A 13,598-nucleotide genomic window follows, 5' to 3' on the forward strand; every position below is an offset into this window, starting at 1 on the left:
GCGCCCGGCCGTCCGTCGCCTGTCCCTCGTTCTGGAGATCGCCCCGACGCCGCCCCGCGGGTTCTGATGGTCTGCGGCAGGTGGAGCGGGACGGCAGGGACGTCCCGGCAGCGGACGGACACAGGACGGGGACCATGTACTCGAGGATCAGGACGATGGTCGCGCTCGCCGTCGTGGCGACGGCGGTGGTCGGGGGCACCGTGACGTTCCCCGCGGCTGCGACGGCGGCGTCCACCGCGCCGCTGCCGCGCGCTGCCCTCCACTCCGCGACGCCCGGGCAGGTCTTCGCCGGTGGGTTGTACCGGCAGCCGGACAGCCAGCCCGCCCAGGCCGCGGCGGCGCTCAGCGCGGCGGGGAGGACGACCGAGGCCGCAGCGGCCCGCACCATCGCGCAGCAGCCGATCGCGATCTGGCTCGGCGAGTGGTACACGGGCGACGCGCTGGACCGGGTGATCGCGCGGAACCTCGCCGCCGCGGAGAAGACGGGCACGACGCCGGTGTTCGTCACGTACGCCGTCCCGAACCGCGACTGCGGCGGGTACTCGGCGGGCGGCCTCTCCCCGTCCCGGTACGCCGCGTGGAACCGTCGCATCGCGGCCGACCTCCAGGGGCACCGGGCCGTCGTGATCGTCGAGCCGGACTCCCTGGCACACCTGAGCACGTGCACCGCCGAGCGAGCCCGACGGCCGGGCCTCATCGCGGCGGCCGTGCGCGTGTACGCCGCCGCGGGGGTCCCCACCTACCTGGACGGCGGGAACGAGGACTGGAACCCCGCGGAGCTCCAGGCGACGTACCTGCGGGAAGCCGGTGTCGCCCAGGCCCGGGGGTTCTTCACGAACGTCGCGAACTTCTACGGCGTCGACGGTGAGCGGGCCTACGCCGAGCGGCTCAGCGCGATGACGGGTGGAGCACGGTACGTCGTCGACGTGTCGAGGAACGGTCGTGGGTGGCTCGGCACCTGGTGCAACCCGACCGGGGCCGGTCTCGGAGGGAAGCCCCACGTCGCAGCGGGCACGACCCGGCTCGACGCCCTGCTCTGGGTGAAGACGCCGGGGGCGAGCGACGGGACCTGCAACGGTGGGCCGGCGGCGGGGACGTGGTTCCCGTCGTACGCGGTCGCACTGGTGGCCAACCGGAAGCGGTAGGCGCGGGGTCGCGGTCCCGCGCGGGGCGGGTGCCCTAGGTGCGGCGGGCGCGGCGAGTGTGGCGTTCGTCGCGGAGCACAACGGGAAGCACCTCGCGCCATGCGATCGCATGGCGCGAGGTGCTTCTGGTTGTGCGGAGGCCGTGCGCGCGGCGCTGTCGCGGCTGCGGCTGCGGCTGCGGCTCCGGACGCGCGCCGCCGCGTCGGCGCAGCCGGGCCGGGTGGCGGCGCGTCAGCGCCACATGCGCATCGCGGCGCTCCGCACGAGCAGCTCGAGCTCGCGCTCGCGCCGCTCCCGGTCGAGCCGCTGACGGGTGGCGTGGTCGACCGACGGACGCACGTGGTGCGTCCGTCGACTCCAGATGATCAGCGACATGCCGATCCGGAGGGCGATGCGGTCGGCGAGCGTGACCCGGCGGCGCACCGCGCGGGTGTCGGGGGGACGGACGTCGATGTCGTTCGACACGATGGTGCCTTTCGTGGGTGCCCGAGGGCATGACGGAGATCCCGACCGCCGACCGCGTGGATGCGTCGGGAACGGGTTCGCGAAGAACGCCCGGTGAATGCGGGCGAGAATGATCGGCAGGGCGCGCAGGAATGCGCGCGGCTGCATTGTCGGTGACCGATCGGGTCACCGAGTGGAATCGTCGGAGAGACGTCCGCCGCTCGCGGTCCGATCTCGATCCACCACGCCGCGCCCCCGGCTGCCGTCCGCAGGACGGGCGTCCGTCAACCGGACGGGCGTCCGTCAGCTGGACGGGCAGCCGTGGCCTGCACGGCGTGTGTGGTGCGGCACAGCGGGGCTGTGCGACGACGATCGGGACCGCACCACCGCGTGCTCAGGGCAGCGACGAGCGGGACCTCGGTCGATCGAGGAGAACGGCTGGAGCGGGACGTCCCGCGTCAGTGCGAACGGAGCGGGGTGCCGCCGATCCCACGGATTCCACGGAACGGGTTCGTCATGGCGATCATCATTGTCGGCCCCCTCTCGGTCTCGTACAGCCGGTGATGCTCGTGAACACTATCGGCGTCGGGAATGCGAGCGCAACCCCTTTCTCGAACATTTCCGGAATTGCATCCGAGAACAGACGAGGACGTCGCAGGACGCGGAACGGCCCCGGTACCGCTGGGGTGCCGGGGCCGTTCCGTGTGAGCGGGTCGGATCAGACCGTCGCCGGGGCTGACGCCCGGGCGACGAGCCGGCCGTCCTCGAGGTCGATCCGGACGGTGTCGCCGGCGTGCGCCTGCTCGTCGACCACCAGGGTCGCGATGCGGTCGTCGACCTCGCGCTGGATGAGTCGACGGAGCGGACGGGCGCCGTACTCGGGCTCGTACCCGTGCTCGGCGAGCCAGTCGGTCGCCGCCTCGGACACCGCCAGGGTCATCCCCTGGGTGAGGAGCCGGAGCGCGGTGTCCTGCAGCAGCAGGTCGACGATCGACCGCAGCTGCTCCTGCGACAGCTTGCGGAAGAGCACGATCTCGTCGATGCGGTTGATGAACTCGGGCCGCATCGACTCGCGCAGCCTGCCCATCACACGGGCGCGCAGGTCCTCCTCGGAGTAGCCGCCGTCCGCCGAGGCCGAGAACCCGAGCGCACCGGAGCGCGATGCGAGGAACTCCGAGCCGATGTTCGACGTCATGATGACGACGGTGTTCCGGAAGTCGACCGTCCGTCCCTGTCCGTCGGTGAGGCGGCCGTCGTCGAGCACCTGCAGCAGCAGGTTGAAGACGTCCGGGTGCGCCTTCTCGACCTCGTCGAGCAGGACCACCGAGTACGGGTTGCGACGGACGCGCTCGGTGAGCTGCCCGGCCTCCTCGTGACCGACGTACCCGGGAGGGGCACCGACCAGGCGGGAGACGGTGTGCCGTTCGCCGAACTCGCTCATGTCGAACCGCAGCATGGCGGACTCGTCGCCGAAGAGCGATCCGGCCAGGGCCTTCGCGAGCTCGGTCTTGCCGACGCCCGTCGGGCCGAGGAACAGGAAGCTGCCCACGGGACGACGAGGGTCGCCCATGCCGGTCCGGCTGCGTCGGACGGCGGTCGCGATGGCGCGCACGGCGTCGTCCTGGCCGACGACGCGCTCGTGGAGTTCGTCCTCGAGCGCGGCGAGGCGCGAGCGGTCACCCTGCGAGATCCGGGTCGCCGGGATGCCGGTGGCACGCGACACGACCTCGGCGACGTCTGCCTCGGTGATCACGCGGTCGGCGGTCGACGGCCGGGAGGCACTGCTCGCGTCCCCCTGCGAGGCGGCGGTGATCTGCGCCTCCAGTCCGTCGATCTCGTCGCGCAGGCGCGACGCCTCCTCGTACAGCTCCTCGGCCACCGCGCGGTCCTTGTCGGCCTGCAGCTCCGCGACCTGGTCACGGAGCGCCTCGACGTCGACGTCGCCCGACAGGGCGAGACGGCGTCGTGCCCCGGCCTGGTCGATGAGGTCGATTGCCTTGTCCGGCAGGTGCCGGTCGGTCACGTACCGGTGCGAGAGCTCCACCGCGGCACGCAGGGCGTCGTCGGTGTAGGTCACGTCGTGGTGCTCGGCGTAGCGCGGGGCGAGGCCGCCGAGGATGGCGACGGCGTCCTCGATGCTCGGCTCCCCCACCCGGACCGGCTGGAAGCGCCGCTCGAGCGCGGCGTCCTTCTCGATGCGGCGGTACTCGCGCAGCGTCGTCGCGCCGACCAGGTGCAGGTCGCCGCGGGCCAGGCGGGGCTTGAGGATGTTGCCGGCGTCCATCGAGCCGCCCTCGCCACCGCCCCCGGCGCCGACGACGGTGTGCAGTTCGTCGATGAAGACGATCAGCTCGTCCGCGTGCGCCGCGATCTCGTCCATCGCCGTCGTCAGGCGCTCCTCGAAGTCGCCGCGGTACCGGGTGCCGGAGAGCATGCCGGCGAGGTCGAGCGCGACCACCCGCTTGCCCCGGAGCAGCGCGGGCACGTCGCCGTCGGTGATCCGCTGGGCGAGCCCCTCGACGATCGCGGTCTTGCCGACGCCGGGCTCACCGATGAGGACGGGGTTGTTCTTCGTGCGGCGGAGCAGGATCTCGACGGTCTGCTCGATCTCGTCGGCGCGGCCGATCACCGGGTCGATGCGTCCCTCGCGGGCGCGTTCGGTGAGGTCGGTGCCGAACCGGTCGAGCGTCGGGGTGTCGCTCGTCGTGCCGTTCGTGGGGTCGGCGGTGGTCTCGGTGGCTCCGGGCATCGGGCGCCCCTCTCGTGCTGCTGCCGCGGCCTGCTGGGCGTGCTCCTGCAGGTGCTGCGGGGTGACACCGGCGCTCGCGAGCAGCTGCCCCGTGACGGTGTCCTGGTCGGTGACGAGCGCGAAGAAGACGTGCTCGGGGTCGGTGTAGGTGCTGCCGAAGGCCTTGGCGGCCTGGGTCGCCTCGAGCAGGATCCGCTGTGCGGTCCCGGTCAGGGCGGGCTGCCCGGTGCGCCCGGGACGCGGCTCCGTCGGCGCGGGGAGGCGTTGCTCGACCTCGGCGGCGAACTGCTCCGGGTCGACACCGGCGGTGCGCAGGACCGCGGTGAAGGGCTCGGTGCGCACGAGCACGTGCAGGACGTGCAGCGCGTCGATCTCGTGCTGGCCCTGTGCGACGGCGTACTCGGCGGTGTGCTGGAGCACCTCGTGGGTACGTCGGCTGAGGAGCCGCGTGATGTCGACCGGGCGTCCCAGCGGGACGGATCGCTGGGCGCCGGACTGCTGGGCCGCGATGAGCCGCGCGATGAACGCGTCGAACGCGTCGTCGCCACCGGTCGGGCCGAACGTTGCTGGCAAAGGGACCTCCTGGGAACTTGAGTGCCTTCGACTCAATGCAACGCTGGAGGACCCGCTCCATTCCCGGCGGATGAAGAAACTTGCGTCAGACCGACTCAGGTCCTCGCGATGGCCGCCGTGGAGGCGCCGGTGACGCGGACCAGGTCGGCCGGCGCGACCTCGATGTCGAACCCGCGGCGCCCGCCGGAGACGAAGATGCTCGGGTGCTCGAGCGCGGTCTCGTCGACGACCGTCCGCAGGCTGGTCTTCTGTCCGACCGGACTGATCCCGCCCACCACGTACCCGGTCCGCTTCTCGGCGAGGGCAGGTTGGGCGAGCGTCGCCTTCTTGCCGCCGAGGGCAGCTGCGATGGCCTTGAGGTCCAGGCGGTTCGCGACCGGCACGACCGCCACGGCCAGCTGCCCGTCCACCGAGACGACGAGCGTCTTGAACACCTGGTCCTCACGGAGCCCCAGTGCCGCGGCGGCCTCCTCACCGAAGTTGGTCGCGGTCTCGTGGTGCTCGTAGACGTGCGGCGTGAACGGGATCCCCGCCCGCTCCAGGGCGAGGGTCGCTGGGGTGCTCGGCGATCCTGCGGTCATGCCTGCGATCCTGCCCGTCCGGGACTGCCGGTCCTCGACGGCACGCGGGGGTTACGCTGAACGGACCATGACCGTCGTCGAACTCCTGCTGCGCGCCCTCGCGGTGCTGCAGATCGGCGATGCCGGCCTGCTCGGTCCGTCGGGTTCCCCGGCGCCCCTGCTCGCCGTCGCCGCACTCGGCCTCGCCGCCGTCGCCGTCACGGTGCTCGTCGTCCGGCTGCTCGCGACGGCGCTCGGTGTCGATCCGGGTGCCGAGGGCTCCGAGCGGACGGGCGCAGCGGTGGAGCGGCCGACCCGCATCGCGTGGAGCCACCCCGACGCCGACGGCCAGGTGCGGTCGCGAGCACCGGGAGCGCCGACCCCGGCCTGACCGCCCGCGGGTGGTCGGGTCACGTCGTCACGGACCCCTCCACTCGAACGGAACGTCATGGACATCACCACCCTGCCCGTCGTCGGCGACCTGCTGCGCGCCGGCGTCGACCTGCTCACCGCGCTCACCGCAGCCCTGTCCCCCGTCGCCGGTGGCGCCGCAGCGGCGCTCGCCGTCGTGGCGCTCACCCTGGGCGTGCGCATCGTGCTCGTCCCGCTCGCCGTCCTGCAGGTCCGGGCCGAGCGCGACCGGCGTCGACTCGCCCCGCAGCTCGCCGCCCTCCGCAGGCGCCACGGTGCGGACACGCGACGCCTCCAGGAGGCCGTGCAGCGCCTGTACCTCTCCGAGCGCGTCTCCCCGCTGGCCGGGTGCCTCCCGGTGCTCGCGCAGGCTCCGGTCCTCTCGCTCGTGTACGCGCTCTTCACGCACGCGTCGGTCGCCGGTGCCGCGAACGCCCTGCTCGACGCGACACTGGTCGGGATCCCGCTCGGGCACACGCTCCTGGTGGCGCTCGCGTCGCCGCTGTGGAGCCACGCCTGGGTGGTGCTCGTGCTGCTCGTCGTGATGGCGGTGGTGGTCGAGGCGTCGCGCCGGGCCACCGTGCACTGGAACCCGACGGCGGAGCCGGCCGCCGGTACGCCCGGGGCCGGTCCCGCGGCTGCCCTGGCGCGCTGGGCGCCCTTCGCGTCGGTCGTCCTCGCCGCGGTCGTCCCGCTCGCCGCGACGCTCTACGTCGTCACGAGCGCCGCCTGGACCCTCGGGGAGCGCGCGGTGCTGCGGCGGATCGTCCGCTGAGCCGGGCAGGGGGCGCGGGGCGGCCGGTCTCAGCCGCCCTGGCCCTCCTGCTGGGGCCCCTGGTCGACGGGGTCGTACTCGGTGCCACGGCCCTGCTCCTCGTCGGGGGTGGGGACGTGCCGCTCGGTCCCGCTGCAGCCGGGGCTCGTCGCCACGTAGTCGGCCTCGCCGGACTGGGTGTCGTGGCTCAGGGGCTCGAGCGTCTCGGGATCGGCGTCGTGCCGGGTCTGGTCGTGGCCGGAGGCGTCGTGCCCGGTTCCTGCGTCGGTGCTCATGCCACCCGTCTACGCCTCGGGGACTGGACACCTCCCGCTCGGGGGGCGGACGTGCCGTCGTCCGGGTGGGAGCATGTGGGTGTCCGGTGCGTCCGGACCGGGAGTGCGCATGGCCGACGAGGACGTCACGGCGGAACGGGCACGACTCGAGGCCCTTGCGTGGGGCGCCGGGGTCGCGGCCGAGGACGCTGCGCGCGCCCGGCTCGAACTCCGTGGGCTCCGGGACGGCAGCACCGTCGCGGGTGCGACGCCGCCGGCCGGGACGACGACCGACGACGGACGTCCGGCGGACCGCACGACGAGCGAGGCCGGACGGTCGTCAGTCGCTGCGTCGACCGCTGACCGACCGACACCGGCGGCGGGGCCGATCCGGACCGGGCCCGGCTCGGCCGGTGCGTCGGCGCCCGCCGACCCGGTCGGGCCGGAGGGCGAGCAGGAATCGGCCACGGGGCCGGGTGCCGTCCGCGCCGGGGGCGGGGCGGACCTCCAGGCCGGGAGGCCCGCGTGGCGGACGCGGGTGAGCGGACTGCTCTGGACCGCGCGGCCGCGCGCCTGGATCGCGCTCGGCGCGGCGGCGGTCGTCGGCCTGGCGTTCGCGGCGGGCACGCTGGTGGGCACGACCGACGGGCAGCTGGCCGCCGCGCCCAGCACGACACCGACACCCGGCGCGATCACCCTCAAGGAGCTGCTGGACATCCCGCAGACCTCCGCGGACCAGCTGCCGGGCCCGGTCGAGGCGCCCGTGAGCCTCCGCACGACCCGGCTCGTGTTCACGAACCGGGCCCTGGACGGCAGCGCCTTCGAGACCCCGTGGAACGTGTGGGCCGGGGTCGGGACCGACCGCGAGACCATCTGCCTGGTGGCGACCGCGAACCGGCTCGAGTCGACCACCGCCTGCTACCCGCGTGAGGACGCCCTGCACGGGAACGTCTCGCTCTCCGCCCAGTCGATGAGCGGCACGCTCACCGTCACCCTGCGCGGCGGCGGTGTGCAGGGCACGGTGACGAACGAGAACTGATCGGGAATGCTCGTCCGAGCATCTCGTTGGAGCGCTACAAGATTCTTCGGCGACCCCCTCGCGCGATCCGGATGCTCCGTGCAACACTGGATGTGCGCACTCGCCGTGGAGTCGTCACAACCCGACCGGGTCGTTCGACCCGGACCACACCCACCGCGAGCGCGCACCGCGCACCGCCGTCACGACGGCCGGTCCGACGCGCGCTCCGGCGTTCCCCGGAGGAGGTCAGCAGCGTGTCCACCAACACCACCACCTCGGCCGTGTCGACGAGCACGCGGCCGATCACCGTCACCAACCGCTCGATCGTCGGCATCGCCGTGCTCGGGCTCGCCACCTTCTTCGCGATCACCACGGAGCTCATGCCGGTCGGGCTGCTCGGCACGATGAGCCGCGACCTCGGCGTCAGCGAGTCGACGATGGGCTTCGTCGTCACCGTCTACGCCGCAGCCGTGGCGATCCTCGCCCTCCCGCTGACGTCGCTCACCGCGCGGCTCCCCCGCAAGGCGGTCCTGGTGTCGACCCTGGTCGGCTACGCCGTCTCGAACGTGCTGGTCGCGGTCGCGCCGAGCTTCGCCGTCGTCTGCGCGGGTCGCGTCGTCGGCGGCGTCGCACACGCGCTCTTCTTCTCGGTCGCGTCGGCCTACGCGACGCGGATCGTGCCCCCGCGGCTGGCCGGACGCGCGATCGCCTTCGTCTACTCCGGCAGCTCGCTCGGCTTCGTCCTCGGCGTGCCGCTGGCCACCTGGGTCGCGCAGACGATCGGGTGGCGCCCCGCCGTCGGCTCCGTCGCGCTCGCCGCAGCCGTCCTCGCGCTGGTCGCGGTCGCGTTCCTGCCGGCGGTCAGCGGGACCGCGTCCCCGCACGTCGGTTCACCCCGCGCGTGGGCCCGCACCGGACTGCTCTCCGTCGTCGTCGCCGACCTGCTGCTCTTCGCCGGGCACTACGTCGTCTACACCTACATCGGCCCGTACGCGATCGACGCCGGGCTCGACGCCGGCATGGTGAGCGGTGCGCTCTTGGTGCTCGGCGGGACCGGCATCGTGGGCCTCTGGCTCGCCGGCACCTTCGTCGACCGGGCACCGCGGCAGACGTTGATCGCCGCCGTCGCCGTGATGGCCGCCGCCTTCGCCGTGCTGCCGTTCGTGCACGGCTCGCTGTTCGGCACCATGGTGGTCGCCGGGGTCTGGATGGCGGCGAACGGCACGACCGGCACCCTCTTCATGGCCGCGGCGATCCGCACCGGCGGCGTCTCCCCCGACATCGCCGGCGCCCTCGTCAACGGCGCGTCGAACATCGGCATCGCGGGCGGGGCAGCCGTCGGCGGGCAGGCGCTCGGTGCGGTCGGCCTGCAGTACCTGCCGTTCGCCGGCGCCGTCGTGCTGATCGGCTCGCTCGGCGTCGTGCTCGCGGCGCGGCGCGGCTTCCCGGTGCACACGCACGCGCAGGAGCACCTGTCCACGACGTCGGTCGAGGCGATCACGTCCTCGCTCGCGGTCGTCACCAGCTCGGTGCCGGTCGTCAGCCGTGCGATCGCCACCATCACCGGGTCGATCGGCGTCGCCACCGGCACGGTGTCGACCGCGACGGGATCCGTGCGGACGCAGCGGCGGCGCTGAGCCCGGGACACGGGAGCGGGGCGGGCCGACCGGTGTCGACCCGCCCCGCTCCCGTCTCCCGGAGCCCGGAGCCCGGAGCCCCGAGCCCGACGGCCGGGTGTGCGGTCAGTCCTGCGGGACCGACCGTCGACGACGTGCCGCGCGGACCGACAGCAACCCGCCGCCGGTCAGGAGCAGCAGCGCTGCGACGGCGACCGCGGCGGTGACGTCGGCTCCGGTGAAGGCCAGTCCGCCACCGGTCGGGCCACCACCGTCGCCCGTGCCGGTACCGCCCGCGACGGGTGCCGCGCTCGGGGTCGGGCCGTCGGTCGGCTGCGGCGTCACCGTCGGGGTGGGCTCCGGCGTGACGGCGACCTCGGCGAGGACGAGGCGCACGGGCTCCGGCGTGCCGCCGACCGCGGCGGTCGTGACCACCACCGGGTCCGACTGCTCGGGGCCGGTCCCGGCCGTGATCGTGTACTCGGTCAGCGGGCGGAGCCCCTCGAGCACGAAGGTGCCGTCGTCGCCGGTGGTCGTGCTGACCGGCTCGCCGTCGTCGTCACCGGTCAGCGTCGCCACGACCGGGACGGCCGCGGCGGGGGCGCCGTCCGCGTCGCTGACCGTGCCCGGCTGGTCGACCGTCGGCAGGGGCAGGACGAAGTCGACGGCGTCGGCGGCGGTCCCCGTGGCGGGCGTCGTGACCGTCCGGACGGGGGCCCCCTCGACGCTCACGGCGTACTCCGTCGACGGCGTCAACCCGGCGAGCGAGTACCCGCCGTCGGCGGTCGTCTCGACCGTGACCACGGCACCCGAACCGGCCTCGACCGGCCGTGCGGTGACGGTCGTGTCCACGACGGGCGTGCCGTCCTCGTAGCGGACGGAACCGGCCTGCCCGACCGTGACCGCCACCGGCGTCGTGAACGGGAAGTCCGCTCGGACCGTGCCGTCGGCGGTGACCTCGACCGTCAGCTCGGTCGGCTCCGGAGCACCGGCGACCGCGGCCTCGGTACGGACGGTGTAGGTGCCGGGCCGGAGCGCCAGACCGTACGTGCCGTCGGCGTCCGTCTCGACGGTGGCCACCACGCCACCGCCCTGCAGGACCTCCACGAGCGCGGGTGCGGCGGGGGCGCCGCCGTCGAGCGTCACGCGGCCCGTGATCGTCCCCACGCTGATCGGCAGGACGATCGGGTCGAGCGCAGCCACCGGGGCACCGTCGGCACCGGTCGAGCCCGACACCGGCGGGGCACCGCTCACCGTCGCGACGACCGCAGTGCCGGCCGGCAGGCCGACGGCACGCCAGCGCCCGTCCGCGTCCGTGACGACGGTGGCGAGGGGCAGCGCCGAGGTGTCCGTGACGGTCACCTCGGCGTCGGCGACGGGGCGGCCGTCGGCGTCGACCACCGAGCCGTCGAGGTCGACGGTCCCCGGGACCGTGCTGAGGACGAAGTCGGCGTCCGTGACGTCGGTCCGGAGGTCGACCACCGCGGGAGCGCGGTCGACCGCCGCGTTGTCCGGGGTCGCGATCGACACCCGGTACCCGTCGGCCTGGGTGAGCGCGGGGAACGCGTACGCACCGTCGGCACCGGTGGTCGTCGTGTACTCGGTGCCGTTCGGAGCGGTCACGGTGACGAGCGTGTCCACCAGTGGTTCGCCGTCGAGTGCCGCAGTGCCGGAGAGGGACGAGGTCCGGTTCGCGAACCAGGTCTGGTAGACGGGGAGGCCACTGCGTTGCTGGTAGGCGATGGTCAGCGTCGCGAGCGACGCCGTCGGTGTGAACCATGCGCTCGCGCCGGCGGTGTCGTTCGCGGCGTCGTTGCCCCGCAGCACCCCCGTGGCCGGGTCCCAGGACGGCAGGTCCTGACCCGCCGCCACGCCTCCGGGATCGCGCGGGCAGCTCCACCCGCCGGGCGAGACGGTCGAGCACGAGTTGTACGAACCCGCGTAGCCGAGCTGGTCCACGGTGGCTGGGGTGCCGTCCGCGAGGGTCGCCGAGATCGTCGCCTGGTCGGCGTCGACGTCGCCCAGGACGAAGGACCAACCGCCGGCCCCTGGCGTCCCACCGTCGAACGTCCAGGTCGTGACGGCAGGGCTCCGCGCGTCGTCCGCCGCCGGCCGCTGGTTGAGGTACGTCGCACCGCGACTGGTGCCGTAGACCGTGCCGGGCGGCGTCGACGCCCCCTGCCACGTCGATGCGCCGGAGACGACCGTGGCCTGCCGGGAGGTGGACGTGAAGGTGGTGTCCGGGAACCCCGGGAGCGCGATCGAGCCGGTGTACGCACGACTCGTGCCGTCCACCGTGACGGTGGCCCAGTTCCCCGTGGTCGCGGCCGTCGCGCTCGTGACGCCGCTCACCGCCAGTCCTGCCCCGAGTGCGACGGCGATGACGCCGGCGATGACGGAGCGCCATCTGCGCATGTGTGCTCCCCTGTGTCGGCGCCGACGAATACCCGACGCTTGCTCAGGCTATCCGGGCAGCGCGGACGAGGGACAGCCCCGGTGCGGGTCGCGGATCACCGGCCCTCCAGGACCGCGAGCAGCCGGTCGAGCGCGACGACCTGGCCGGACACGAGCACCCCGCGCGCCTCCTCGACGCCGAACCAGCGGGCGTCGTCGACCTCGGGGACCGCGACGAACCGACCGGAACCGCGCGGGAGCTCGACCTGCACCGTGTTGCTCAGCACCTCGTCGACCTCGAAGTCGTCGGCCCGTGCCGCGAAGACCCGGACGCGCTTCCCGGAGGCCTGGCGGACCTCGCCGAGGTCGAGCACGGGTCCCGTCGGTGCGGGGACCCCGATCTCCTCGGCGAACTCGCGGCGCGCGGTGTCGAGTGCGTCCTCACCGTCCTCGACGAGCCCCTTCGGGATCGACCACGCGCGCGGGCGTCGACGCCAGAACGGTCCGCCCATGTGCGCGACGAAGACCTCCGGGGTGCCGTCCACGGGCGACCGACGGTGCAGCAGGAGTCCGGCGCTGGTGACCACCGATCGACCCTACGACGAGCGGCCGTGCACGGCTCAGTCCGCGAGCCGGCGGAGCTCCGAGGCCACCTGCCCGGTCAACCACGCCACCCCGCGCCCGTTCGGGTGCAGGGCCCCGGGCACCATGTCGATGCGGCTCAGGTCGCCCGCCCCGGAGAGCGAGACGCCCGCGACGTACGGGTCGTCGGTCGCGCAGGCCGAGTGCGCCTGCGACCGGGCGAACACGTCGACGAACGGGACGCCGGCCGCCTCGGCAGCGGACGCCGAGACCTCGTCGAGCGACTCCTGGACCCCGTGCAGGTACCGGACGTCGCCGTCGGTGAACGGGTAGGTGTCCCGCGGGAAGGACCCCACGAGCGAGCCGAGGTCGAGCGCCGAGCGGAAGCACCCCCGCGCCGGCGTGTGGGCCGCGTCCGGGAAGATCGCCGGGTAGCCGAGGAAGACCACGACCGCGTTCGGCGCGGCCCGGCGGACCGCGGCGAGCGTGTCCGCGATCCCGAGCGCGACCCGGGACCGGATGCGCACGTCGAGGTCGTCCACCCCGTCGTGCACGAGGGTGCTGCGGCACGACGGGGCGTCCCGACCGGAGAACACCGGGCCGCGGGAGGACAGCGCCAGGCAGGATGCGGCGGTGCCGAACAGGTCGGCGTCGTTGCCGCCGATCGTCAGCGTGACCAGCCGGGTGTCCTCGGACAGTGCCCGGACCTGGGGCGGCACCCCGCGGAACTGGTACCCCGACACGACGTCACGACTGGTCGCCCCCGCGCACGTCACGTCGGTCAGGTCGAGTCCGAAGCGCGCCGCGAGCCGGTGGGGGTAGTCGCGCGCCGACTGCGCGCAGGCGCTCGTCGGCAGCCGGGTCGGGTCGCCCAGGCCGTAGCCGGCCGAGTAGGAGTCGCCGAGTGCGACGTACTCGCTGCCCGGCGGCAGGTCGGCGAGCGTCTCGGCCGGGTCGTCCGTCACCGGGTACGGCTCCGGGACCGGCCACATCGGCGCCGCGACGGCGCCGTCGGTCGGTGCGACCGCGACCGGGCCCGACGGCGCGACGACGACCGCGGCGAGGACCGCGAGCACG

Annotated in this window: 12 protein-coding genes; 5 read left to right on the top strand and 7 right to left on the bottom strand. The window is 74.0% G+C overall.

Going from position 1 to position 13,598, the window contains the following annotated elements; translation table 11 throughout:
- The first annotated feature begins 134 nt into the window (after nucleotides 1-134).
- Complete coding sequence (locus JOD95_RS01930; protein ID WP_209682611.1) at nucleotides 135-1,145, top strand: glycoside hydrolase family 6 protein; 1,011 nt, start codon at nucleotides 135-137, stop codon at nucleotides 1,143-1,145.
- A gap of 231 nt (nucleotides 1,146-1,376) precedes the next feature.
- On the opposite strand, the gene JOD95_RS01935 is transcribed toward JOD95_RS01930, so the two are convergent.
- The 3 genes from JOD95_RS01935 to ybaK all read right to left on the bottom strand — a co-directional run bounded on the left by JOD95_RS01935 (nucleotide 1,377) and on the right by ybaK (nucleotide 5,492).
- On the bottom strand, nucleotides 1,377-1,610 hold the full coding sequence (locus JOD95_RS01935; RefSeq protein WP_209682613.1) for a hypothetical protein: 234 nt from the start codon (nucleotides 1,608-1,610) through the stop codon (nucleotides 1,377-1,379).
- 697 nt (nucleotides 1,611-2,307) lie between these two features.
- Nucleotides 2,308-4,911 (bottom strand): ATP-dependent Clp protease ATP-binding subunit, encoded by a 2,604-nt coding sequence (locus tag JOD95_RS01940; RefSeq protein ID WP_209682616.1) that lies wholly within the window; start codon nucleotides 4,909-4,911, stop codon nucleotides 2,308-2,310.
- A gap of 95 nt (nucleotides 4,912-5,006) precedes the next feature.
- Nucleotides 5,007-5,492, bottom strand: a complete 486-nt coding sequence (gene ybaK, locus JOD95_RS01945) for a Cys-tRNA(Pro) deacylase (protein WP_066654277.1) — start codon at nucleotides 5,490-5,492, stop codon at nucleotides 5,007-5,009.
- Nucleotides 5,493-5,559: 67 nt separating this feature from the next.
- On the opposite strand from ybaK, the gene JOD95_RS01950 reads away from it, so the two are divergent.
- Entirely contained in the window at nucleotides 5,560-5,862 is a 303-nt protein-coding gene (locus JOD95_RS01950; protein ID WP_209682619.1) for a hypothetical protein, read from the top strand.
- A gap of 57 nt (nucleotides 5,863-5,919) precedes the next feature.
- Nucleotides 5,920-6,657, top strand: coding sequence for a membrane protein insertase YidC (locus JOD95_RS01955; protein WP_209682620.1), 738 nt, complete (start codon nucleotides 5,920-5,922; stop codon nucleotides 6,655-6,657).
- 29 nt (nucleotides 6,658-6,686) lie between these two features.
- Here the strand turns inward: JOD95_RS01955 and JOD95_RS01960 are convergent, their stop codons facing one another.
- Nucleotides 6,687-6,932 carry a hypothetical protein gene (locus JOD95_RS01960; RefSeq protein WP_209682622.1) on the bottom strand — a complete coding sequence of 82 codons (246 nt, stop codon included), beginning with the start codon at nucleotides 6,930-6,932 and terminating at the stop codon, nucleotides 6,687-6,689.
- A 109-nt stretch (nucleotides 6,933-7,041) separates the two neighbouring features.
- Here JOD95_RS01960 and JOD95_RS01965 point away from each other — a divergent pair, with 109 nt between their 5' ends.
- The gene (locus tag JOD95_RS01965; RefSeq protein ID WP_209682624.1) at nucleotides 7,042-7,950 is read left to right on the top strand and encodes a hypothetical protein; all 909 of its coding nucleotides are present in this window, start codon (nucleotides 7,042-7,044) and stop codon (nucleotides 7,948-7,950) included.
- A 233-nt stretch (nucleotides 7,951-8,183) separates the two neighbouring features.
- Complete coding sequence (locus JOD95_RS01970) at nucleotides 8,184-9,566, top strand: MFS transporter (protein ID WP_209682627.1); 1,383 nt, start codon at nucleotides 8,184-8,186, stop codon at nucleotides 9,564-9,566.
- Between the two features lie 105 nt (nucleotides 9,567-9,671).
- On the opposite strand, the gene JOD95_RS01975 is transcribed toward JOD95_RS01970, so the two are convergent.
- The 3 genes from JOD95_RS01975 to JOD95_RS01985 all read right to left on the bottom strand — a co-directional run bounded on the left by JOD95_RS01975 (nucleotide 9,672) and on the right by JOD95_RS01985 (nucleotide 13,597).
- Entirely contained in the window at nucleotides 9,672-11,960 is a 2,289-nt protein-coding gene (locus JOD95_RS01975; RefSeq protein ID WP_209682629.1) for a carboxypeptidase-like regulatory domain-containing protein, read from the bottom strand.
- Between the two features lie 95 nt (nucleotides 11,961-12,055).
- Nucleotides 12,056-12,526, bottom strand: a complete 471-nt coding sequence (locus tag JOD95_RS01980) for an NUDIX domain-containing protein (protein WP_251155474.1) — start codon at nucleotides 12,524-12,526, stop codon at nucleotides 12,056-12,058.
- A gap of 33 nt (nucleotides 12,527-12,559) precedes the next feature.
- Nucleotides 12,560-13,597 (bottom strand): SGNH/GDSL hydrolase family protein, encoded by a 1,038-nt coding sequence (locus tag JOD95_RS01985; protein WP_066654256.1) that lies wholly within the window; start codon nucleotides 13,595-13,597, stop codon nucleotides 12,560-12,562.
- Nucleotide 13,598 lies beyond the last annotated feature (1 nt).

The organism is Curtobacterium sp. 1310, from assembly GCF_017834105.1.
In the GTDB taxonomy this organism is placed as follows: Bacteria; Actinomycetota; Actinomycetes; order Actinomycetales; family Microbacteriaceae; genus Curtobacterium.